This window comes from Sphaerotilus microaerophilus, assembly GCF_023734135.1.
Classification (GTDB): Bacteria; Pseudomonadota; Gammaproteobacteria; order Burkholderiales; family Burkholderiaceae_C; genus Sphaerotilus; species Sphaerotilus microaerophilus.
In genome coordinates this window covers 362,474-385,499 of record NZ_AP025730.1, presented here as the reverse complement: position 1 = coordinate 385,499, position 23,026 = coordinate 362,474, and the positions used below count along the sequence as shown (strand labels likewise).

At 66.5% G+C, this 23,026-nt stretch carries 19 protein-coding genes and 2 pseudogenes; 13 read left to right on the top strand and 8 right to left on the bottom strand.

The annotated features are described in order from the left end of the window. Positions 1–25 precede the first annotated feature (25 nt). Together NGK70_RS01770 and NGK70_RS26600 are read left to right on the top strand one after the other, a co-directional pair. A complete protein-coding gene (locus tag NGK70_RS01770; RefSeq protein ID WP_251971672.1) occupies positions 26–325 on the top strand; it encodes a helix-turn-helix domain-containing protein in 300 nt (99 codons plus the stop codon). After that, complete coding sequence (locus NGK70_RS26600) at positions 276–737, top strand: hypothetical protein (protein ID WP_428985561.1); 462 nt, start codon at positions 276–278, stop codon at positions 735–737. Before NGK70_RS01770 ends, NGK70_RS26600 begins: the two co-directional genes overlap by 50 nt. A 22-nt stretch (positions 738–759) precedes the next feature. Here the strand turns inward: NGK70_RS26600 and NGK70_RS01765 are convergent, their stop codons facing one another. Next, positions 760–1,773, bottom strand: a complete 1,014-nt coding sequence (locus NGK70_RS01765) for an IS701 family transposase (protein WP_251969112.1) — start codon at positions 1,771–1,773, stop codon at positions 760–762. 97 nt (positions 1,774–1,870) lie between these two features. On the opposite strand from NGK70_RS01765, the pseudogene NGK70_RS26595 reads away from it, so the two are divergent. Next, positions 1,871–2,131: pseudogene (locus tag NGK70_RS26595) on the top strand (hypothetical protein); the annotation flags it as partial. Here NGK70_RS26595 and NGK70_RS01760 read toward each other — a convergent pair. Together NGK70_RS01760 and NGK70_RS01755 are read right to left on the bottom strand one after the other, a co-directional pair. After that, positions 2,128–4,092, bottom strand: coding sequence for an N-6 DNA methylase (locus NGK70_RS01760; RefSeq protein ID WP_251971671.1), 1,965 nt, complete (start codon positions 4,090–4,092; stop codon positions 2,128–2,130). The pseudogene NGK70_RS26595 and the gene NGK70_RS01760 overlap by 4 nt on opposite strands. Before the next feature lie 414 nt (positions 4,093–4,506). Continuing rightward, positions 4,507–5,436 (bottom strand): annotated as a pseudogene (locus tag NGK70_RS01755) (Rieske 2Fe-2S domain-containing protein); the annotation flags it as partial. 388 nt (positions 5,437–5,824) lie between these two features. Here NGK70_RS01755 and NGK70_RS01750 point away from each other — a divergent pair. The 8 genes from NGK70_RS01750 to NGK70_RS01715 all read left to right on the top strand — a co-directional run bounded on the left by NGK70_RS01750 (position 5,825) and on the right by NGK70_RS01715 (position 14,430). Beyond that, a complete protein-coding gene (locus NGK70_RS01750; protein WP_251971670.1) occupies positions 5,825–7,252 on the top strand; it encodes a methylenetetrahydrofolate reductase C-terminal domain-containing protein in 1,428 nt (475 codons plus the stop codon). A 37-nt stretch (positions 7,253–7,289) separates the two neighbouring features. Continuing rightward, positions 7,290–7,964 (top strand): cobalamin B12-binding domain-containing protein, encoded by a 675-nt coding sequence (locus NGK70_RS01745; RefSeq protein ID WP_251971669.1) that lies wholly within the window; start codon positions 7,290–7,292, stop codon positions 7,962–7,964. Continuing rightward, positions 7,961–9,253 (top strand): uroporphyrinogen decarboxylase family protein, encoded by a 1,293-nt coding sequence (locus NGK70_RS01740; RefSeq protein WP_251971668.1) that lies wholly within the window; start codon positions 7,961–7,963, stop codon positions 9,251–9,253. The genes NGK70_RS01745 and NGK70_RS01740 overlap by 4 nt, the downstream gene beginning before the upstream one ends. A gap of 3 nt (positions 9,254–9,256) precedes the next feature. Then, entirely contained in the window at positions 9,257–10,006 is a 750-nt protein-coding gene (locus NGK70_RS01735) for a hypothetical protein (protein WP_251971667.1), read from the top strand. Beyond that, positions 10,003–11,862 (top strand): ASKHA domain-containing protein, encoded by a 1,860-nt coding sequence (locus NGK70_RS01730; RefSeq protein WP_251971666.1) that lies wholly within the window; start codon positions 10,003–10,005, stop codon positions 11,860–11,862. The genes NGK70_RS01735 and NGK70_RS01730 overlap by 4 nt, the downstream gene beginning before the upstream one ends. Then, positions 11,859–12,776: a dihydropteroate synthase gene (locus NGK70_RS01725; RefSeq protein ID WP_251971665.1), complete on the top strand. Its 918-nt coding sequence runs from the start codon at positions 11,859–11,861 to the stop codon at positions 12,774–12,776. The genes NGK70_RS01730 and NGK70_RS01725 overlap by 4 nt, the downstream gene beginning before the upstream one ends. Then, positions 12,773–13,984, top strand: coding sequence for an amidohydrolase family protein (locus NGK70_RS01720; protein WP_251971664.1), 1,212 nt, complete (start codon positions 12,773–12,775; stop codon positions 13,982–13,984). The genes NGK70_RS01725 and NGK70_RS01720 overlap by 4 nt, the downstream gene beginning before the upstream one ends. A 74-nt stretch (positions 13,985–14,058) precedes the next feature. Next, entirely contained in the window at positions 14,059–14,430 is a 372-nt protein-coding gene (locus NGK70_RS01715) for an AbrB/MazE/SpoVT family DNA-binding domain-containing protein (RefSeq protein WP_251971663.1), read from the top strand. An 18-nt stretch (positions 14,431–14,448) separates the two neighbouring features. Here the strand turns inward: NGK70_RS01715 and ipdC are convergent, their stop codons facing one another. Further along, positions 14,449–16,107: an indolepyruvate/phenylpyruvate decarboxylase gene (gene ipdC / locus NGK70_RS01710; RefSeq protein ID WP_251971662.1), complete on the bottom strand. Its 1,659-nt coding sequence runs from the start codon at positions 16,105–16,107 to the stop codon at positions 14,449–14,451. Between the two features lie 122 nt (positions 16,108–16,229). Here ipdC and NGK70_RS01705 point away from each other — a divergent pair, with 122 nt between their 5' ends. Continuing rightward, entirely contained in the window at positions 16,230–16,748 is a 519-nt protein-coding gene (locus tag NGK70_RS01705) for an Lrp/AsnC family transcriptional regulator (RefSeq protein WP_251971661.1), read from the top strand. Between the two features lie 34 nt (positions 16,749–16,782). Here NGK70_RS01705 and NGK70_RS01700 read toward each other — a convergent pair whose 3' ends face one another. Continuing rightward, on the bottom strand, positions 16,783–17,304 hold the full coding sequence (locus NGK70_RS01700; protein ID WP_251971660.1) for a GNAT family N-acetyltransferase: 522 nt from the start codon (positions 17,302–17,304) through the stop codon (positions 16,783–16,785). Then, complete coding sequence (locus tag NGK70_RS01695) at positions 17,301–17,588, bottom strand: type II toxin-antitoxin system TacA family antitoxin (protein WP_251971659.1); 288 nt, start codon at positions 17,586–17,588, stop codon at positions 17,301–17,303. Before NGK70_RS01695 ends, NGK70_RS01700 begins: the two co-directional genes overlap by 4 nt. A gap of 106 nt (positions 17,589–17,694) precedes the next feature. Here NGK70_RS01695 and NGK70_RS01690 point away from each other — a divergent pair, with 106 nt between their 5' ends. After that, complete coding sequence (locus tag NGK70_RS01690) at positions 17,695–18,000, top strand: nucleotidyltransferase family protein (protein WP_251971658.1); 306 nt, start codon at positions 17,695–17,697, stop codon at positions 17,998–18,000. A gap of 75 nt (positions 18,001–18,075) precedes the next feature. Here the strand turns inward: NGK70_RS01690 and NGK70_RS01685 are convergent, their stop codons facing one another. Then, positions 18,076–21,048, bottom strand: a complete 2,973-nt coding sequence (locus tag NGK70_RS01685; RefSeq protein ID WP_251971657.1) for a DEAD/DEAH box helicase family protein — start codon at positions 21,046–21,048, stop codon at positions 18,076–18,078. Further along, on the bottom strand, positions 21,045–23,021 hold the full coding sequence (locus NGK70_RS01680) for a DNA methyltransferase (protein WP_251971656.1): 1,977 nt from the start codon (positions 23,019–23,021) through the stop codon (positions 21,045–21,047). The genes NGK70_RS01685 and NGK70_RS01680 overlap by 4 nt, the downstream gene beginning before the upstream one ends. Positions 23,022–23,026 lie beyond the last annotated feature (5 nt).

Genomic DNA, 23,026 nt, shown 5'->3' with positions numbered 1-23,026 from the left:
CGACGATACGTACGGAGGCGGAAAATTGCCTGAACCCGACGTATTGCGAGCATTCGGCCAAGCGCTGAAGTACCACCGACAAGCATCGAGCCTCTCACAAGAGGCTTTGGCGGAGCTCTGCGGTTTGCATCGAACTTATGTCGGCAGCATTGAGCGGGGGGAAAGAAACCTGGGGCTGCTCAATATCTTCGCGATTTGCGACGCCTTGTGCGTTTCACCGGAGGCAATTTTTCGCACGACCGATCTTTTCCTCAACCAAAAGGGAGTGCGATCTGATGATTCTTTGCGGAAAGACGATCCCAACACGAGCCAACGCGAAGTATGACCCCGAGGATCTCCATCGCTGTCAACTTCATGCCGGCCATCCTGGAAAATGTCAAGAGTACCCATACTTAGACCACTTGGCCGGCGTCGCCCCCAAGGTAAAGAATAAGGTAGTCCGGGACGCCACCAAAACAACTGGTGCGGCATGGAAGAGCGATGATGCTGGACCAAACCGGATCTCTCGGTGGGTGATGATGCTGACCGATGCGGAGCTACTCTCGCTCGGCATTGATATGTCGAAACTGAAGCCCGGCATCGTGGCAAAGCTTCGAGAAAAGGCGGCTAGCTACGATGACTGCATGGCCAGTGCCAAGTATTTGACGTACTTGGTCTACGGTATGACGAACGCTCCTGAACCTGATGCGTATACACATCATAGGACTTACGCAGGGTCACTTCAGCTAGCGCAATGATTCGCCATTTCGACTCAATATGTCAGATGGGTGCCATGCGAATGGTTGGTGACCGAAGTTCCTTCTTGAGGAATTCCGAGAGGATTCCCTTCTTCAGGCTGTAGATGTTTGTCTTCAGCGCTTTGGCCGTCTCGCAGAGGTGGACCCAGGCCAATATCGCGCAGGCGATGTGATTCTTCTGTGACCGGGCCATTCTGCACTGACATTTTTCGATGCCAAGAACCTGCTTGATCTCCCTGTGGTACTGCTCAATCTTCCAGCGCACGGCACACATCTCATGCGTATCGTCCGTCGAATCTTGAGATAGGTCGTTTGTCACAACCCAGTCCGTGCGATTGGTATCAACCACAACCCGGAACAGTTTCAGCTTGATGTCACTGGGAAACTTGAACAGTTTGACGTGTTTGCCATGCACATGTTCTTGGGCACTCCACTGCAGCGTACTGACCGCCTTGTAGGGCTGCTGGCCTTGGCTGTCGTCAACCTTGCGATTGCTCTTGAGCGGGCAGTAGAAGTGCTTGCCCGCCCGGTGGATGTGCTTCATCAGATCCATGGTGGCGTACCAGGAGTCCATCAGCACGGTGCGAAAGGGCAGCTTCTTGTGCGCCATGGCATTGTCGAACATCTCCTGGACATGATCCAGCTTGGACTTGCCGTCTTCGTCAGGCGCATAGATGCGCCAGTCGATGATCCAGTAGTGGCCGGTCTTGATGTTCACGTACAGGCAGTTGACCACCCCAATGCCCTTGATCAGGCCGTGGGCGTTGCCGCTGTACTGTTTGCGCACCAGCTCGATTTTGTGCGAGTGGTTCTTGTCCAGAACGCTGTCATCGAAAACCAGGCAGGCATCGTCGTCAAATTCGATGTTTCGTCGGGCCAGATTCCAGACATCGGCCGGGCTGATATTGGCAGCCTGCAAGTAGCGATTTATGGCGTCATGAGAAAACCTCTGATGGTGATCCGCAAAATAGGTCTGCGTGTAGTTGATTTGTGTGGATATCAGAAATTGGCAGTAGTCTCGGCTCGTGGGTTTCATGGTGAATATATTATCACAAATACCACGAAATCGGCGCCGATATATTAAATAATCTAGTTTGATTTAAACGTTTGCGTAAGTCCTACATCAGTACCTTGAGGCGCTATTCGGTCCGATCAGGTCTGGAACCACCTCATGCCTCATCTGCAAGAGTCCACTTGATTTTGACGACTTTAGCGAAGCTCGACGCGGCAGGGCGGAAATCGAGACGGCTCACGCGCAGCCTCGACTTCACACGCCGGGCAACGTTGGTTTCGCTCATCGCGACTGCAACATTGCGCAAGGCGATAAGACGCTCCCGGAATTCTACGAGTGGATCGCCGGAATCCTGGAGCGTCGGAGGCTGAGCGGGGGTTAAAGTTCAACTTCTGGGCCAGCCATGCGCTTCATTTCAGCAAGCAACTTGGACCGGCCTTGAAGTGTGGCTCTAAACTGAAAGATCCGCTCGCTCCAAGGGCCTTCGCCTACGAGTAGCGGGATTCTTAGCTCCATAAGTCGACTACCGAGAGTCCCGAGAGTAGATTGAATAAATACTAGGCCCCGCAGCCGCAGCTTCACCGAAGGCAGATTGAGCGCATACAGCAATGCATACGGGTCGAGCTTCGACTTATCGAGGACGCTGATGATTCTCAGGTGGCTTTGGGCAATGCAAAGTGCGGAGTGTTCATCGAGGATTGCAGTAGTGCCGATACGGTACCGCCCGTCGACAACCATCAAGATATCACCCGCTTGCAGATTTTGAGCAGCTGCATACTGCTCGTAGACCTGCTCACTTACAGACTTTGTCGGATCCGCCGAGACCTCGAAGTTAGAAATGTCGGAGGTGCGAATAAAGGGGATCTCACCTGTCCCGTATGCATCCGATCCGACTTCATGACCTTTCCTGACTGAAATCAATCCCTTCTTGACGAGCTCACCCAAGCTGACAAGATTAGTTTGCTTGCCTAGCCAATCCTCCGAAACACTCTTCTCACTCTTGTAGTAGTGGTATCGAGGGACTACGTACTCGGAATCCTCTAGATCGACACTGCGCCATCGGTCCGAGTTGGCGACGGCGTACTCTGCGGCGATCTCAGGAAAGTCGTCGGCGTGAGCCTCACCGGTGGCCTTAACTGACCTGCCACGTCGATCATGGCCGCAGTTGATGGCGACCGCCACCTTAGTTTTTAGGTTAGTAGGCTCGCGCTCCGACTCAGCCTTCTTAAAGAAGAGAACATTGGTTTTTGTGTCTGTCCCTGGCTGGAATGCGGTGCGTGGGCAATCGAGCAGCGCCTCAACTGTGCCGTGCTGGCGCAACCAAGTCCACACATAGCCAGTTTGTTTATTGCCGAACATGCCCTCTGGGAGCACTATTCCCATCCTGCCGCCAGGCCGGAGAACGCGAACACAGAACTCCAGGAAGAGCACTTGGGGATCCTCACTTGCGCACAAAGCGCCCGTCGTAACCCAACCGCTTGTTTTGGATTGACTCCAGATGTGCCCGAAGTCGTAGTTGGTCAATAGGCCCGGCTCCTTGATGCCAATCTTGGCACCAAATGGCGGATTGGTCAGCACTACGTCGAACAAGCCGGAAGGGCTCGAACCAATATTGGCCTTCCAATCCTCAAAGTCTAGGGAGTTGAAGTTGTGGATCTCAGCTCGTTGGCCTGCCAATACGGTGAGCAATGCCCCAGAAAGACGGGCGAGGCCGGAATCCTTGTCAACGCCAAACAGGCCCCCGGTAGCAGATGCGCCTCCGTACGTCTTCGCCTGATATAGGAAGGTCTCCGCAAGGAATCCGCCTGTTCCTACGCATGGGTCAAGAACACGCTCACTTGGCTTGGGGTCCAAAATATGGACCATCGCTTGTACGAGTGACTTCGGGGTGAAAAATTGCCCCTTCTCTCCCCTTAAGCGAGGACCAATGAGTGCCTGAAAGGCCTCACCGATGAGATGCGCCGGCGCCCTAGAGAGGTCAAGGTCGGCCATTTCGCCGAGGGACCGACGAAGCGACGCATCGTCCAATGAGAACCGCTGCCCAGTACCAAGCAACTTAGGGAAAGCTGAAGTAAGGAGTGGGAGCAAGACTGAGTTTGCATCGCCACGGCCAGCAACGAAGTTCTCGATTACAGCCCGTTGGCCCCGCTGGTCAGCAGAGAGCTTAGCTAGCAGTAGGAGCGAGAGGTCCTCAATGATGGCCTCGGCGCGGCTTGCCTTGCTGTTGCTGTACAGGTGATAGTAAATGCGCTTAAAGATCTCAGGAAGGTTCTGGTTCATGCCACTGGCAGAGCCAAGCGAGAGATCCAGCTGAGCGACATCAGGGCCGATGGCAAGAGACATTGAACACTTTCAGTAGCATCGCACGATGTGTCAATTCTACGCTCTACAGCGACGGTTCGAGCCCCCGGCCTTCCCAGGGTGGCTCCGCACCACCAACTGAGCCTTGGCGTCCTCGGCGTGAGTACGCGACATCAGCAAGCGGCACGCTTCCTTCGGCAGCTTGTTCACGCGCGCCAGAGCCAGAGAGTACGGCTGCGCCGGCTTAGGGCGCGCGCTGTGCGCGGCGCGGCCCAACAGGTTGAGCGACAGGAAGGCTGAACTCGTAGTCGATGGTCAGTGGCGCGTGGTCGCTAAAGCGCTCTGCCTTGTAGATGGCTGCGGACCTCGCAAGCTTGCCCAGGCCGGGAGTGCAGACTTGATAGCCGCCCAGCCGCTCCTCGATCGCCTCCAGGCCGTCCACGTCTCCTGGAAGGCCGCCAGCAGGTTTCGGTGCATGAAGGCGGTGACGCCCTCGTCATCGAGCGCAAAGTTGCGCGCGTGCTGGATGAAGTAGTGCGTGCGCGTGGCCGTCTCCGGCGTCACGATGTGCGCGGTGCGGATGGCGCGCAGCGGCTGCTCGGCCTCGGGCCGGTCGCAGGCGTGGAAGCGCACCGCCACCACGTGCAGCGCCGGGCTGTGGAAGGTCGATTCGGCGATGCGCGCCGCGTCCACCCCCTCCAGCCCGGTGGGCACCGCCCACAGCGGCGGCAGCCGGGTCGGCACCACCCGGCGCAGCAGGGTGAAGCGCCCGGCGGCCTCGTCCAGCACCGTCTCGAAGGGCGCGGTGGCGTAGTCGGGCGTGCCGAAGCTGCGCGCGTGCAGGAAGCTCAGGTGCGTCAGGTCCAGCAGGTTCTCGTGCAGGCGCACGTGGCTGGCCCGCAGGTGCATGCGCTCGGTGGAGGACACCCAGGCCGCATCGGTCATCCAGGGCTGCTCGGGCAGCAGTGCCAGGTCGGCCCGGGCCGGGTCGCCCATCCAGATCCAGATCAGGCGGCCGGACTCGTGCAGCGGGAAGTGGCGCACCAGCGCACCGGGTGGAATCTGAGCCTGCGAAGGCACCTGCACGCAGCGGCCCTCGCAGTCATAGCGGGCACCGTGGTAGCCGCAGACCACCGTGTCGCCGTCCAGCGCGCTGCGCGAGAGCGGAAAGGAGCGGTGCGCGCAGCGGTCCTCCAGCGCCACCGGCGTGCCGTCGAGCTTGCGGTAGAGCATCACCGGCACGTCCAGCAGCCGGCGCGCCAGCGGCTGGCGGCCCACCTCGTCGGCCAGGGCCGCGACGTACCAGGCCTCGCGGATCAGCGGCGTGGTCTCGTCGGCCAGCTCCTGCTGGCTGCGCAGGGCGGCGCTGCGGATGCGCTCTGGCATGGCGGGCATCGGGGTTCCTGGGAAGGGTGATGGGACGCGGGCGGTCCATGTTGGCGCGGCCGGTGGCGCCTGTCTGTCCTCTCGGCGGGGGACAGACAACTGGCCGCCCAGGGCAGATCCTCGGCTTAAATGTATACATGATTGAGCACATCAGGCCACTCTCATCCAACCTCCACGGCCTTCCGGGCAGGCGACCACCTCCCTGAACGCTTCTCTGGCTCGCTGATTCCCTAGGTGTTTTCCTGTGTCATGGCGAAAACCGCCCATGCCATTTGATGTAGATCAGAAAGTCCGGAACCCGCCCACGTAGTCTGCCGATCCCATCCATGTATACAAGATTGAATCCCATGCCCGCCCAACCCTGCACCCCGGCCCGCGCCGGCCGGCGATGCTGAGCCTGCGCCGCTGGTCGGTGCGCCACGCGGCGGGGCTGGCACGCGTGTACCGCTGGGGCGCACGCTGGGCTCCGCGGCTGGCGCCGCTGGCGCGCGGCCTGGGGCTGGCGCGCAGCGAGCGCTGGCTGCGCCCGCTGGAGCGCGCCGGCAAGGCCCTGCTGTTCGACTGCCGCATGTGCGGCCAATGCGTGCTGGGCCACACCGGCATGGCCTGCCCGATGACCTGCGCCAAGCAGCTGCGCAACGGCCCTTGCGGCGGCGTGCGCGCCGACGGCGGCTGCGAGGTACGGCCGCAGATGCGCTGCACCTGGCTGGAGGCGGGTGATGGCCAGCGCCGCGCTGGCTCGGTGGCTGCGCCCTGGCTGGCGCCGCTGGACCGGCGCCGCAGCGAGCGCTCGACCTGGATCCAGGTGATCCAGCCCGAGCCCGATGCGGTTCCGGTGACGCGCAGCGCTCCGCCACCCGCGCCGCGGCTTGCCGAACCCCTCAGCGCGTTCGATGCGGCCCTGCAGGACGCGCTGCGCGGCCAGGGTTTCGCGGTGACGGTGGAAATCGCCCCACCCGACTCCCCCGACCCGGCCGTGCTGCTGGCCCGGGCCGAGCGCTTCCGCGGCTTGGTGGACGCGATCAACATCACCGACGGCGCGGGCGGCAACTGCCACATGTCCAGCGTGGCCGCGGCGTCGGTGCTGGCGGCCGCAGGCTTCGAGCCGGTCTGCCAGGTGGGCTGTCGCGACCGCAACCGCATCGCGGTGCAGGGCGACGTGCTGGGCGCCGCGGCGCTCGGCGTGCGCAACGTGCTTTGCCTGACCGGCGACGACGTGAGCCAGGGCGACCACCCCGAGGCCAAGCCGGTGTTCGACCTGGACGCCGTCAACCTGCTGGGCGTGCTGCAGGGCATGACGGCACGCGGCACCTACGCCTCCGGCCGGGCGCTGGAGCAGGCGCCAAAGTTGTTCCTGGGCGCCACCGCCAACCCCTTCGTGCCGCCGTATGTCGACCGTGTGGACAACCTGGAACGCAAGATCGACGCGGGCGCGCGCTTCATCCAGACCCAGTTCTGCTTTGACCTGGACCGCCTGCGCGCCTTCCTGGACGAGGCCTGCCGCCGCGGCCTGCACCGCCGCGCCGCGCTGCTGATCGGCGTGGGCACGCTGCCCAGCGCCCGCGGCCTGAAGTGGATGGCCGAGCACGTGCCCGGCGTGGCGGTGCCCGACGCGGTGATCGCGCGCATCGCCGCCGCCGAGGACCAGCGCGCCGAAGGCCGGCGCGTCTGCATCGAGACGATCCACGCGCTGCAGCGCCTGGAGGGCGTGGCCGGCATCCACCTGATGGGCCACCGCAACGAGGCCACGCTGGCCCAGGTGATCGTCGACGCCGGCCTGCGCAGCCCGCTGAGCAACCCGTCTTCAGCTTCCTGATTTCAAACCCCCACCGAGCACCCACCAAGGAGACACCATGGCCAAACCGACCGAAGAATGGACCGATGAGGAGCGCCAGCTCGTCGAATGGCTGGCCGACATGAACGAGGACGACGCGCTGCCGCTGGCCCACCGCTTCCTGCTGGAGGACAAGGTGGACCCGATGCATGTGCTCGACCTCTGTCGCGCGGCGATGGACATCGTGGGCAAGCGCTTCGAGGAGGGCGAGTACTTCCTGCCCGAGCTGGTGCTGGCCGGCGAGATGCTGGACACCATCGGCGCGGTCGCCAAGCCGCTCATCAAGGCCGCTGGCGGCGGCGCCGCGCAGACGCACGGCCGGGTGCTGATCGGCACCGTGCATGGCGACCTGCACGACATCGGCAAGAACATCGTCACCTTCATGCTCGACATCAACGGCTTCGAGGTGAAGGACATCGGCGTGGACGTGCCGGTCAGCAAGTTCATCGAGGAGATCCAGGCCTTCCAGCCGACCGTGGTGGGCCTGTCGGGCTTCCTGACGCTGGCCTTCGACTCGATGAAGGAGACGATTGCCGCCTTCGACGCCGCCGGCATCCGCCCCGGCTTCAAGGTGATGATCGGCGGCGGCCAGATCGACGAGACGGTGCGCGCCTACACGGGCGCAGATGCCTTCGGCGTCAACGCGGTCGAGGCCGTGGGCCTGTGCCGCGACTGGATGGGGGTGGCGGCATGAGCGAGTCCACCTACGCACCGACGATGCTCGGGGCTCACGCTCAAACGCCCGAAGCCAAGGCCGCCTACGACGCCCGCTACGAGCGCATCCTGGCCTGCGCGCGGCTGGAGCAGCCCGACCGCATGCCGGTGGCGATGCAGAGCTTCTTCTGGCCGGCCACGCACGGCGGCATCACCTACCAGGAGCTGATGTACGACTATCACAAGGCCAAGAAGGTCTGCTTCGACGTGGTCGCCGAGTTCGAGCCCGATGGCGTGTACCCGCTGCTGATGGGCACCAACATGGGCCGCGCGCTGGAGAAGCTGGAATTCAAGCAGCTGCAGTGGCCCGGCCACGGCGTGGGGCCGATGCAGCCCTTCCAGTACCTGGACCGGGAGTACATGAAGGCCGAGGAGTACGACGATTTCCTCTTCGACCCCACCGGCTTCTACCTGCACACCTACCTGCCGCGGGTGGCGGGCGCCTTCGAGGGCTTCGACAAGCTGCCGGACTTCCCCGGGCTGCACTACTTCCGCCTGGTCAACGGCATCCGCCCGTTTGCGCTGCCGGAGGTGCGCGCGTCGTTCGAGAAGATCGTCGCCGCGGCCGAGGAGACCAACGTCTTCTTCGCCAACCACCTCGACTGGGTGAACCAGATCAACGCCGCGGGCTTCCCGCTCATCAACGGTGGCAACTCGATCGCACCCTACGACTTCATCGCCGACTACTTCCGCGGCGCCACCGGGATGATGAAGGACCTGTTCCGGCACAAGGAGAAGCTCAAGCAGGTGCTGGACAAGGCGGCGGTGTTCATCGCCCGCATGACGATCACCAACGCCCGTGCCGCGAACCACCCGATCGTCTTCATCCCGATCCACTGGGCGCCGGACGCCTTCATGAGCCCGAAGCAGTTCGAGGAGTTCTGGTGGCCGTCGTTCCGCCGGCTGATGATGACGCTGATCGAGGCCGACCTGATCCCGATGCCGCTGTGGGAGGCGGACTGCACCAAGCGGCTGGAGGTCATCAAGGACATCCCGCCGGGCAAGTGCATCTACTGGTTCGAGCGCACCGACATGGTCAAGGCCTTCGAGGTGCTGGGCGACCGCGTCGCACTGCGCGGCAACCTCTCGCCCTCGCTGATGACCACCGGCCAGCCCCACGAGGTGGACGCCGCCGTGAAGCGCCTGGTCGACGAGGTCTGGCGCAAGGGCGGCAAGCTGATCCTGGACGGCGCCTTCGGCATCCCGGACGAAACGCCCGCCCCCAATGTGCGCGCCATGTTCGATGCGGCCCGGAAATATGCGGGCTGAGCGATGACGGCCCCAGCCCCCACCGACGTCCACATCCTGCGCAACGTCGATGTCCTGAAGGACGTCGAGCAGGGCCGCGTGCCGGCGATGGTGGCGCGGCGCGAGAAGTTCATCGCGCTGCGCCAGCAGGCGCTGCAGATGGTGCGCGACGAGGGCCTGCTCGACGCGCGGGCCTGCTGGCGCATCGCGCCGCTGCAGGGCAGCCCCGGCGCCACCGGCTGGCTGGAGCTGGAGGGCGGGCGGCTGGAAGCGCCCTGGCTGGTGCCGGCCAGCGGGCAGCTCACGGGGGCGGCCTGCGCGGTGGCCACGGTGGGCGATGCGGTCGAGCAGCGCATCGGCGCGCTGTTCGCCGAGCGCCGCCCCTCGCTGGCCGTCGCGCTGGACGGCGTGGCCAATGAGCTGCTCTTCGCGCTGTCGCGCCGCGTGCAGGACCGCCTGCTCGCGGCCATGCGCAAGCAGGGCCTGTGCGTGGCCGGTGAGCTGCGCGCCGGCGACCCCGGGCTGGCGCTGAAGGCCCAGCAGGTGGTGCTGGACCTGGCCGGCGCCGAGCAGATCGGCGTGCGGCTGACCTCCACGCTGATGATGAACCCGACCAAATCGACCTCCATCGTCCAGGGCGTGGGCCTGGACCTGCCGCCGCAGGCCTGGTCGCGCTGCGACAGCTGCCGCAACCGCGAGCGCTGTGCCCTGGTGAAGGATTCGGCCTTCAAGGTGCAGCCGATCTCCCTGCCGGACCATCGGGACGCGGCATGACGGAGCTGCCCCATCACCGCCCCCACCGCATCGACGTGCCGGCGCTGGACCGGCAGATCGACTGCCGGGAGGATGAAACCCTCTTCGCCGCCGCCCGCCGCGCCGGCCTGCGCATCGTCGGCGCCTGCGGCGGGCGCGGCCACTGCGGCTCCTGCATCGTTCGCGTCACCGAGGGCCGGGTGCACCGCGAAGGCGAGGGCGCCCATCGGAAGTGGCTGCGCGCCTGCTGCATCCAGCCGCGCTCGGACCTGACGCTGGAGGTGGCGCCGCGCTCGCTGGCGCCGATCGTGCGGGCCGACGTGCGCACCGGGGGAGAGGCAGCGCCGCTGCCGCTGGACCCGTCGCTCACCGCCGTCGAGCTGACGCTGCCACCCGCCACGCTGCAGGACCTGGCCAGCGACGCCGACCGGCTGCGCCGCGTATTGGCCGAGCGGGCCGAACCCATCGAGCCCGCCGCGATCGACTGGGCCGCCAGCGCCGCGCTCCCCGGTGTCCTGCGCCAGCACGGATGGCAGGTGCAGGCCCGGCTGCGGCAGGCTCAGGCCGGCGGCCCACTCACCGTCGCCAGCGTGGCCCGACCGGGGGCGCCGCTGCTCGGGCTGGCGGTGGACCTGGGCACCACCAACGCGGCGGCCTTCCTAGTCGATCTCGCCAGCGGCCGGCGCTTGGCCAGCCTCGGGCTGGAGAACCCCCAGGTGGCCTGGGGCGCGGACCTGATCAGCCGCATCAACCACGCCATCAAGGAGCCCGATACCGCCGAGGCGCTGCGCCGCGCCGCGGTGGGGGCCATCCAGTCGCTGGCGCATGACCTGACCCGCGCGGTGGGCGCCGCGGTGACGGACATCGCCGACGCCGTGGTCTGCGGCAACACCGCGATGCAGCACCTGCTGGCCGGCTGGCCGGTGGCGCAGCTGGGCCGCGCGCCCTTCGTGGCCGCCGCGCTGGAGGCCGTCGACGTGGCGGCCGACCGCCTCGGCCTGGCGCTGGGTCCGGGCGCCGCGCTGCACCTGGCGCCGTCGATCGGCGGCTTCGTCGGGGGCGACCACGTCACCGCGCTGCTGGCGACCGAGGCGATCTGGCAGGCGCCCGGCGTCACGCTCGTCATGGACATCGGGACGAACACGGAAATCAGCCTCGTCCACGACGGCCGCATTCTCTCGGCCTCCTGCCCCTCGGGCCCGGCGCTGGAGGGCGGCCACATCGGCAGCGGCATGCGCGCCGCCGAGGGCGCGATCGAGCGCGTCGAGGTCGTCGATGACGCCTTGCGCCTGCAGGTCATCGGCGGCGGCGTGCCCGTGGGCCTGTGCGGCTCCGGCGTGCTGGACGCGCTGGCCGCCTTCGTCGGCGCCGGCTGGATCGACGCGCGCGGGCGCATCGTCGCCGGCCGCCATCCGTCCATCGCCGAGGTGGACGGCGTGCGCGCTATCACCCTGGCCGAGGAGACCGAGGAGCGCCATCGCCTGATCCCCGCGGTGCGCTTCAGCCAGCACGACGTGCGTGCGGTGCAGCTGGCCAAGTCGGCCATCCGCACCGGCGTCAAGCTGCTCTGCGCCGAGGCGGGGCTGGACGAGTCGCAGATTCACCGCTTCGTCATCGCCGGGGCCTTCGGCGCCTACATCCGCGTCGAGAGCGCCCGAGCGATCGGCCTCTTGCCGCCGCTGCCACCTGCGCCCGACGGCACTTCGCGTTTCCAGCAGGTCGGCAACGCCGCCGGCCTGGGCGTGCAGCAGATGCTCAGCAGCCGCGAGCGCCGCGCACGCGCCGCCCAGATCGCCCGGCAGGCCCGCTACGTGGAGCTCAGCACCCGCTCCGACTTCCAGAAATCCTTCCTCCAGCACATCGGCTTCGGATCATGACCCCCACCACCCCGACAAAGACCGCCCAGGGCTTCCCCATCCGCATCATCGGCGAGCGCATCAACCCCGGCTTCAAGAGCACCAAGGCGCTCTTCGACAACCAGGACATCGCCGGCATCCAGGCCCTGGCCGTCAAGCAGGCCGAGGCGGGCGCGAGCTGGCTGAACGTCAACATCGGCGCCCAGGCACTGACCGACCCGCAGTGGATGGCCACCGTCATCCGCGCCATCCAGGAGGTCACCACCGTGCCGATCTCCTTCGACTTCCCCAGCAAGAAGGTGCAGGCCGTCTGCCTGGCCGCCTACGACCCGGCCAAGGCCCATGGCGCGCTGCCGATCGTCAACTCCATCACCGAGCACCGCTGGGACCTGATGGAGCTCTACGGCGAGTACCGCTTCAAGGTCATCCTGATGGCCAGCGAGCGGGTCGAGGTGGTGGACGGCCAGCCGAAGGCCCTGGGCAACAAGACCGCCGAGGAGATCTACGGCACCGCGCGCCGCGGCGCGCTGCGGCTGATGCGCGACTACGGCATGCCGGCCGACGACCTCTTCATCGACATGTCGGTCAGCGCCATCATCGCGGACACCGAGCGGCTGAACCGCAGCACCGTCGATGCCATCAAGCTCATCGGCGCCGACCCGGACCTGAAGGGCGTGCACATGATGGGCGGCCTGTCCAACATCGGCCAGCAGCTGCCGCCCAAGGCCGCCGACGGCTCGGACCTGAAGCACAGCCTGGAAAACGCCTTCCTGACGCTGACCGTGCCGCACGGCTTCGACACCGTACTCGGCACCCCCTGGCGCGGCTACGAGCCGCTGCCCGAGGACCACTACGTGCTGAAGGCCTACCTGAATTTCCTGGAGCAGACGGGCAGCAACGCGCTGCGGGCGGTGCGCAAGTTCTACCGGGCATGAGCACAACCCCTGCGAATCGCTTCGTCCTCGTCGCCACCGAATGGTTCGACGGCGAGCGCCGCCACGCCCACGGCCCGACCACGTTCAAGGTGGTGGACGGCCGCCTCGCCGGCCTGGCCGAGGGCGACCACGGCGAGACGCTCGCCGCCCAAGGCTGGCCGCTGCAGCGCGTGGCCTTCCTGATGCCGGGGCTGGTCGATGCGCATGTGCACCTCTTCCTCGACGGTGGCCCCACCGACCAAGCCACTCGCTCCGCCCACCTGAAGCAGAACGTCGAGCAGCTCACCGACGCCGCCCGCCGCAGCGCCCGCCAGAACCTCGCTGCTGGGGTCACCCTCGTGCGGGATGCGGGCGACCGCCACGGCATCAACAACCGCGTGCGTGACGAGGCCTGTGACCCACTCGCCGGCTTAGCCCGCGTGCGCTCCGGCGGCCTGGGCGTCAAGCGCGCCAAGCGCTACGGCACCTTCATGGCCACCGATGTGGACGACGCCACCAGCATCCGCGGCTCGGTGACAAAGCTCGCCGAGGCCAACGACGAGATCAAGCTCATCCTCACCGGCATCATCGATTTCGATGCCGGCACCGTCACCGACGAGCCGCAGTTCGACATCCCCGCCGCCCGGCTGGTGGTCGAGACGGCCCACGCCTGTGGACGCAAGGTCTTCGCCCACTGCAGCGGCGTCAAGGGGCTGGACGTGGCGGTGGAGGCGGGTGTCGATGCCATCGAGCACGGCTTCTTCATGACCCGCGAGCACCTGCTGAAGATGCGCGACCGCGGCCTGGCCTGGACGCCCACCTTCTGCCCCGTGCACTTCCAGTGGGCCCAGCCCGATGCGGTGGGCTGGAGCGCGAACACGGTGGGCAACCTGCGCCGCATCCTCGACGACCATGCCGAGCACCTGCGCCTGGCCGACGAACTCGGCGTGAGGCTGCTGCTCGGCACCGACGCCGGCAGCATGGGCGTGGTGCATGGCCTGGCGCTGGCCGAGGAGGCCGACCGCTTCCAGGAAGCCGGCCTGGGCGTCGACGCCGTGCTGCGCGCCGCCACCAGCGCCGCGCGCTGGCACTTCGGCATGGCACAGCCGCGGCTGGCCGTGGGGGCGCCCTGGGAGGCCGTGGCGCTGGGGGCGTCGCCGTTCGGGATGGGGAAGCTGTCGCAGGCGCTGGGGCGGGTCGAGCGGGTGTGGTTGGGGCAAGGTGCCTGACCGCCTTCCCACTTTCTGTGCTTTTTGGGAGGAACGAACGCTAGACTTTGTGCATCACTTCCCCGGAATGCCCCATGAGCACCGCCACCCTCACGCGCAGCGGCAAGGTCGAAATCCCGGCTGACATCCTGGCACGCCACGGGTTGAGGCCGGGTGCCCGCCTGGAAGTGGTGGATGAGGGCAGCAGCATCCGGTTGATCGTGGCGAACGAAAGGCCTGCGTCCGACCCGCAGGCCGGCTACGGCATGTTCAAGGCCAAGCCCCGCGCCGTGGGTGATGTCGGCCCGCGCAACCTGTCGGAGTTCGATCTGGCGGGCTGCAGTGCAGGGTTCGGCGGCAGGTCTATTGCTGATAGGTTGGCAATGCCGGCGCAATCACAACAGATGGATTTCGATCCGCCCACCCTGCTCGATCTGCCTCGGCCGGCCGATGTCTCCGCGGACTGAATCGTCTCCGGCGTGCCCTCACTTCCCCGCATTCAACCGCTTCACCCCCGCCACAAACCGCTGCAGCGTCTGCGACAGCACGCCGCGCGGGATCATCACCTCGATGAGCTGGAAGCGCCCGCGCGTGGCGACGGCGCGCTCCAGCGCAGCCTGCAGCTGCGCGCGGGTGTGCACCCGCACGCCGTCACCGCCCAGGCCGGCGGCCATGGTGGCAAAGCCCCAGTCGTCCAGATCGTTGAAGCGCGACTCGGGCTGGAAGGTGCGCAGCATCTCCCAGCTGGCGTTGTTGAACAGCAGGACGATCGGGTCCCAGCCGTAGCGGCGGCAGTTGCCCAGCTCCCAGCCGGTCATCTGGAAGGCGCCATCGCCCACCAGCACCAGCGGGCGCTGGCCGGTGGCCGCCTGCAGCCCCAGGCCGGCGGGCACGCCAAAGCCCATCGTGGCGTAGTAGCCGGGGGCGACGAGTGCGGTGTGCTCGATGTCCATCGCGGTGAACAGGCAGTCGCCCATGTCGCTGGCGATCGGCAGGCGGCCGTGGCGGTCCATCAGGTCGTTCACCGCGGTGGCGATGTCCTGCGGCGCGATCGCTGCGTCATCGGCCACCAGGCCGCGCGGGTAGACGCTGCGCGGCACCTCGAAGGCCACCTCGCGCGGCGCGGTGCGCGCCAGCAGTGCCTCTACCAGCGCCGCCAGCGGGATGTCGTGGTACACGTGCCAGCCCAGCCGCACCTCACCATCGCAGGCGACGATGCTGCGGCGCAGGTCGATCTTCTTCTCCGACACTGCGAAGTTGGTGTCCGACAGGATCACGCCGAGCAGGAAGAGGCCGTCCGAGTCCTCCACCAACTGGGTCACCTCCGGCAGCCCGGCCACGCCCATGTAGGTGCCCACCAGCGGCGCATCCGCATCGGCCAGCAGGCCGCGGCCCATGAAGCAGGTGGCCACCGGCAGCGCCAGGCGCCGCGCCAGCTCGGCCACCTGGGCCTCGAGGCCGTAGCGGCGCACCTCCACGTCCACCATCAGCACCGGGCGTTGGGCCTGCTGCAGGCGCTGCAGCACCTCGTCGGCGCAGGCGGCCAGCGCATCCGGGTCCACCGCGGGCGGCTCGATCGCCGGCACCGGTGCGCAGGGCGACGCGGCTTTGTCGCGCGGGATCTCCAGGTACACCGGGCGCGAGTGCTTCAGGCAGTTGCCCAGCACCCGGGCGATGTCGGCCGGCGCGCGCTCCAGGTCATCCAGCCGGGCGCGGTCGCAGGTGATCTCCTCGAAGATGCGGAACTGCGAATCCAGCCGCTTGGCCTGGTGATGCAGCAGCAGGCCGGAGTTCGACTCACCCTCGCCGGGCCCGCCGGAGATCACCACCAGCGGCGACTTCTCGGCATAGGCCGCCGCCACCGAGTTGATCATGTTCAGCGCCCCGGCGCCGTAGGTCACCGCCGCCACACCCAGGGCCCGGCCGCCGCTGCCGTCGCTGCCGGTGCCGCTGTTGTTGCCGATGCGTGCGGCCGCATCCGCTGCAAAACCCACGCCCGGCTCGTGCGACAGCGTGTACAGCGGCAGGATGCCCGAGGCCTCGATGACCTTGAAGTAGGGCAGGGCGAAGTCGCCCGGGATGCCGAAGATCTGACGGGCCCCGTGGGCCTTCAGCGCGTGCAGCAGGGATTCGGTGAGGTTCATGGCGGGCGGTGCAAGGGTGTCGGGCCAGCCGCTACTGTCGTGCGATTCGCGTGCAAACGGTGTTCGTTCCGGGGCTTAGGATGCACCCTTGATGCACGTTCCGTGCGCCCAGGTGTTGCTTCATGAACGAACTGACCATCGACCGCTACGACCTCGCCCTGCTGGCCGCGCTGCAGCGCGATGGCCAGGCCACCAACGCGGCGCTGGGCGAGCAGGCCGCGCTGTCGGCCTCCCAGATCAGCCGGCGCATCCAGCGGCTGGAGGCGGCCCAGGTCATCACCGGCTACGCCGCGCTGCTGGACGCCGCGGCCCTGGGCCTGGGCGTCACCGCCTTCGCCCACGTGCTGCTGGAGCGCCACGATCAGACCCGCCCGGCCGAATTCGAACGCCAGATCGCCGCGCTGCCGGAGGTGCTGGAATGCTTCGCCATCAGCGGCGAGGCCGACTATCTGCTGCGCATCGTCGCCCCCGACCTGGCCACCTTCTCCGACCTGATGATGAAGCGCCTGCTGACGCTGCCCGGCGTCGCCCAGGTCAAGACCCACATCGCACTGTCCAAGGTCAAGCAGACCCACGAACTCCCGCTGGACCAGGTGGCCCAGCCGCGGCCGCAGCGGTTGCGGGTGATGTTTGCGGGGTGAGGGTGCCCCCCGGGCCTGTTGCTGTCGCTGCGCGTCAGCCCGCCCCATCGAACCCGTTGTGCAGCAGGTCACCGATGCGGACCGCCATGCTGCGCGCGGGATCGAAGGGCAGGTCCTCGAACCCGAAGCGGGTGTACAAGGCGCGCAACTCGTCATCCAGCGGGTGGGTCAGCACGCAGAAACAGCCCACCTCCCTGGACAGGCGCACGGCCGTGGTGAGCGCATAGAACACCAGCGATCGCGCCACACCCCGCCCCTGCCACCGCAGATCCACCGCCAACTGGCCCAGCAGGATCGCCGGCATCGGGTCGGGCCGGTTGCGCTGCTGCGCCTTGGGCAGCCAGGCCCGCTCGATCTGCGCCGCCGACAAGCTCACAAAACCGATGAGGTCCCCGGTCGCCGGGTCGCAGACCACGCTGGTGCGCGACACGCCCAGTTCCTGGTTGCGCCAGGCATGGCGGCGCAACCACTGGTTCAGCGCCTCCCGCCCGCAATCGAAGGCCGCCGTGTCGTCTTCGGCCGCCAGCGGGCGTGGCGCCGTGGTCACGCCCTTCATTTCCCTTGCTGCAGACCCTGCCAGACGGGGCGAACCTCCGCCAGTTGGCGCAGCGCCGGCACCTCCTTCGCCGGCTCGCCGGCCCAGGCCTCGAACCGGGCCCAGTCCTTTGCCGCGATCGTCACGACGCGACGATCCAGCAGATCGGCCTCGGCGGCCTCCAGGGCCCGCCGCCGGACGAAATCACTCAGGTGGGTCCGCGCCTGCTCCGCCGCCGCCTCCAGCAGGGCGCGTTCGCTGGGGCTGATGCGGACACTCAGGACGGCGGCGGGGACGGTGGGCATGGCGGAACTCCGGGGTGACGTATGACAATAGCATACAGCCAGGCTCAGGGGTTGCGGAGCCCCAATCCATCGCACGAACCGAGCCGAAGCCGCTACGATCTGCGCCATGCACCCCGCTCTGGCCAGCCTCGACGACGCCACGCTGGCGCGCTTCTGCCGCACACACGGCATTCGCCGGCTATCGCTCTTCGGCTCCCAGCTGAAGGGCACCGCCCGGCCAGACAGCGATGTGGACCTGCTGGTGGAGTTCGAGTCCGGCCGCACCCCCGGCCTGCTCGGCATCTCGGCGATGGAGATCGAGCTGTCCGGCCTGCTGGGCGGGCGCAAGGTGGATCTGCGCACCGCCGCCGACCTGTCGCGCTGGTTCCGCGAGGAGGTCTGCGGCAGCGCCGAGGTGCAATTTGCCGCCTGAGGATCTGACGCGGCTGCAGCACTGGGTGTTGGCGAGCGAAGCCCCTCATTGGCCCTCCCCAGAGCTAGCCGGCCCTTAGATCAAGCTCCCCTGCATCGACGCCTGCGCCACCGGCCGCAGGCGGGCAAAGTTCAGCAGCTGCGCCAGTGGGGCATGCCGCTCCTGCCATTCGACCACCGTCTCCTCTCCCAGCAGCACGTAGTGCCAGTCCCGGCCGTCGCGTTCAACCGGCGCCAGGGTGTTGATGCGGTCGCACCAGGCGATGGCCGCGCGGCACTTGCGCTTCACGTTGGGGTGCAGCAGCTGCTCCTGCGCCTTGGTTTCCACCAGGTAGATCGCCTCGGTGGTGCGCAGCAGGAAGTCCGGTGAGTAGAAGGCCGCCAGGCCGTCTTCCTTCACGTAGCGCAGGCGCATGAAGGCGTGGCGCGTCTCGCTGATCTTGCAGAAGGCCTGCACGCTCGCGTCCGCCTGGGCCCAGTGGATGAAGCGTTTCTCCAGCCCGCCGTTGCGCGCCGGGTAGGGCAGGCGGGTGTAGATGCACTTGCCCACCTCGATGGAACTGCCCTCACGCACCATCAGCTTGGGCACTTCCGACAGGCGCCGGTGCCGGACCTCGGTCGCACCGACCGTCTGTGCCTGCCCAGCCTCCAGCAGCGCCACACCAAAGACCTTGGTGATGTGGTCCACCACCGGCTGCAGCAGGAGCAGGCGCCAGTTCTCGTCGGCCAGCGGGTTGAACGCCCCGCCGAAGAGCCGATGCCAGACGTACTCGTCCAACCAGCCGGTGAGCTCGGCCGTGTGCACCTGCTGGTAGGGCGTGGCCAGGTGGTTGGCCACCTTGTTGTGGCGCGGCAGGGGTTGGCTCAGGGCCTGGGCGATGCGCCGGGTCAACCGGCCGAGGAAGTCGTTGTAGCCACCCACGTTCATCACCGCGCCGTCCACCCGGTAGCCACCGAACAGCGTGCTGCTCTGCAGGTCCTGCGAGATGAACTGGTCACCCTTGCCGAGCAGCTCCTTCAGCTGGCCCAATCCCATCGCCGTGAAGGGCGGCAGCGCTGCCACGTCCAGCGGCGCGTGCTCCAGCACCTCCTCGGCCTCACGCAGGATGAAGGGGATCGCGAAGTCGAAGGCCTCGTAGCCCTCGCGCAACTCGGCAGCGATCACGTCGCCCGTGCCGGACTGACCATCGCCGGCTTCGGTGCTGACGCTCGCCAAGCCCTCCTCCATCAGCTCTGCATACCAAGAGTTGAACGCCGGATGCTCGACGATCGAGAGGATGTCGATCAGGCTGGCCGGTTCCTGCCCGGCATTGATGCGCTCGCGGTTCTCGCGCTTGATGTCGCCGTACTCCGGATCGCGCCACATCAGCCGCAGGCCGCGGCCGATGGTCTGCTCCAGCAGGATCTGCGCCTGGGAGGAGCGCAGCGGCACGATCACGCAGATGTGGTTGACGTCGAAACCCTCGCGCAGCATCAGCACGCTGACGATGACGCGCGGCGTGGCGTGCCGGTCCACGTTGAACAGGCGCTCGCGCACCGGCGCCCAGTCCTTCTCGCCCAGCTCGGCCTTCTTGCCGGAGTCGATGGTCATGACCTCGTCTTCGGCCAGCCCCTCGTCGCGCAGGAACTGCGCCACCAGCGGCGACACGGTGGTGTCCTCGCAGACCACCAGCATCTTCGGATGGCGGGCCGGGTCCAGCCGGGCGAAGTCGGTCTCCAGCTTGCGCAGCTTGTGCAGGCCGGCGCGTAGCATCACGCGCTGGCCGGCGCTGAGAATGGGGTTGCCCTCCTGGTCGCGCTCGGCCTTGAACTCCAGCGGCAGGGCGCCGACCTCGCTGCGCCGGTCCAGCACCAGCGACTTCACCAGCCCGGCGCGCATCGCGCTCTTCAGGTCGAAGTCGGTCACGATGTGGGGGAAGTAGACCTTGCGCCGGTTCTTCGGCGTGCCCACGTCGTTGTAGGGCGTGGCCGAAAAGTCCACCTGCACGAAGCGCCGTCCCTTGGGCTCGGCGATGCGGCTCAGGCTCTTCTGCCACTCCACCTCGGTCGTCTCCCCCTCACGCTTGAACTCGTGGATGTGGTGGGCCTCGTCGTTGAAGACCATCAGCTCGGGCAACCCGGCCAGGAACTCCAGCACGTTGCCGCGCGCGTAGCGGCGGTCCAGCACGTCCAGCGCATTGCCGGTCGCCCGGCCTGGCGTCAGCGGCAGCACCGCCTGAGCCACCCGCTGCGGGTCCGCGGGCGCGCCCGGGGCCAGCACGTCCTCAGGCGTCTCGTCCTCGGTCTCGCCCTCGGCGAGCAGGTGCCAGTTGGTGATCGCGATCATCCCGTTGCCGGTGGCCTTCAGGCCGATCTCGGTCTTGCTGCAGACGTTGCCGCGCACGAAGGCCAGCACCGCTTCGCGCTGGCCCTCGGGGATGAACAGCTCGGCGTAGCGCGCCATGTCCGAGCTGCTGAAGTCGCGCGCGCCGCTGGCCGAACCCGCCACCAGCTTGCCGCAGAAGGCGTCCAGCAGCCGCTCATAGACGATCAGCCCCGGCGCCACCACCATGAACTGGCGGGTGAAGCGTGGATCGTCGCGCCCCTCCGCCAGCGCCGCGTTCTTGTTCAGCAGCTGCCAGATCATCAGCGCCTGCAGCACCCAGGTCTTGCCGGTGCCGGTGGCCATCTTCAGGCAGTACTTGGGGTGCGCATGCTTGTCCTGCGACACCTCGGCCAGCCGCGTGCCGGCCAGCAGCGCCTGCGGCGCCGCACGCTCGTACAACTCGCGCAGCGACGTCGCACCCAGCACCTCGTGCCCGACGATGGTGTTCAGGATCGCCTGCTGCTGTCCAGCGTGGAAGTTCAGCCCGCTGCGCGTGGCTGTCATGTCCTCGCCGAACCACCAGTGCAGCAGCTCGGCCGTGGTCGGCGTGACCAGCTCGAACAGGTCGGCCGCACCGCTCTCCAGCCCGACACACAGCGCCTGCGTCTTCAGCGTCAGTGCGGTGGACAGTGCCAGCGGATCGGCCTCGGTGCTCGCCGTGGCTCGGGTTCGGGTCGGGCTCATGCCTGCGGCTCCGCCACGTTGGCCACCACCTCGGACTCGAAGCCGAACACGTCCACCGCCCGCACGCAGACCCGGCGCGTGCCGGCCTGGCGGGGCAATGTCAGCACCGCCACAGAGATCACGCTCAGTGCATCGCCATCGTTGGCAGTATTGCCGCGGTAGTCCTGCCAGACGGAACGGAAGAGTTTGCCGTCGTAGTCCGGATCCACCGCCCAATACTCGATCAGCGCCAGCGGGTCCTGGTTCATCACCGCCTGCAGTTTCACGCGGTTGGCCTCGTCGAGGTTGATGGCCTCGGGCGAGAGCAGCACGTAGTTCTTCAGCGAGACGGTGAGTTTCTCCTGCGCCGCGCCCTGTTCGTCCGGTGCGGTGCTGCTGCGCTGCACGGGGTCGAGGGTGAGGTATTGCAGGGAGGAGAATCTCACCTGGCCGCGCAGTTTGTCCACGCCGCCCTTCTTCTTCAGGCGGTCGAGCAGGTCGGGCGGGATCACCAGCACTTCCAGGTGCTTGTCGTTCAGCGCCGTGATGGTTTCGCCGATCGAGGGCTCGAAGTTCCAGCCCAGCACCACCACGCGGTCCCAGCCGCCCAGCAGGTTGTCACGCAGCGCCACCGCCTTTTTCAGCGTGGCCGCGCCGGTGAGTTTGTTGGGTGAATCGGCCAGCACCAGCGTCTTGCTGCCTCGGCCAGCGGTGGTGGATATTCCCGCGATCTGCCCGAGGTTGCGCAGCGGGTTGTCCTCCGGCGGCAGCGGCAGCGCGCCATAGAGCGACAGGACGATCTGCGCCAGGTCGCCGATGCGAAAGTCCCGCCCCAGAGTGGCCTTGGCCGCCTCGACGTGGTAGTCGCCCACCGCCTGATAGAGGAAGGGCTTGGCGTCTTGGTCGATCAGCCGCTTGCGCATGATCATGCAGGCGGGTTTACCCAGATCGCAGGTTACCCAACGACGTTGGAGATCTTCTGCAACGACTGCCGTTGTACCTGAACCTCCGTTGAAATCTGCCACCAACCCATCAGGTGGGCAGGATGATTTGATGATTCTTTCTAGCAATGCAGTCGGTTTTTGGGTTGCATAGCCAACCCTGTCTTTTGACATGGAGTTCTCATATGGAATATCCCAAACATCGTTCGGGATCATTCCTTCGTCAGGGTAATAGGTTCGCCACTTTCCAGCATCGAATCGCTTGCGGCATACTAGACCGTTCTCATCCCTATCTCTAAAATGGGATTGTATGTACTCTTCGCTATATGGAATTCTCGCGTCTTGTTCACTGAAGTAGCTGACATCGTTCTTGCCGTAGCAAAAAATGGCGTCGTGTTTTTGGGCAAATCGATCCTTTGGCCTACCAAGCGTTGAGTAGTACCAAATTACCTCGTTACGCATATTCATGCGTCCAAAAACTTCATCCATCACCAGCTTCACGTAGTGCCCCACATGCCAATCCAGGTGCACATAAATCGACCCGGTATCGGCCAGCAGCTCGCGCATCAGGATCAGGCGCGGGGTGATCATCGCGAGGTAGGACGCCGTGCCGTCCGCCCAGGTGTCGGAGTAGGCGAACTGCTCGATCACGGTGGGCTTCTGCTCCAACTCCACGCCGGGCAGCGTCACCTTGGTGCGGTAGTCGGCCTTGGAGTCGAAGGGCGGGTCGATGTAGATCAGGTCCACCCGGCCACGCAGTGAGGGCGTGTGCTCGTCACCGGCCAGCAGCGCCGCCATCGCCAGCAGGTTGTCGCCGTAGATCAGCCGGTTGGTCCAGCCGTCGCCGCCGGACTCCTCACCCGGCGGCACATGGGCGCGGCGGGCCTGGGCCGTGACCCAGTCGGTCGAGGCGCTGTCCTTGGACGGCAGCACCCACTCCCGCGTCTGCAGGCCGATGCGCTGGCGGCCCTCCAGGCCTTCGAGGATCTTCTCCGCTTGCCGACGCCCGTTGGCGACGATCTCGGGCAGTTGTTCTAGGAGCGACTTGGGCATGACAT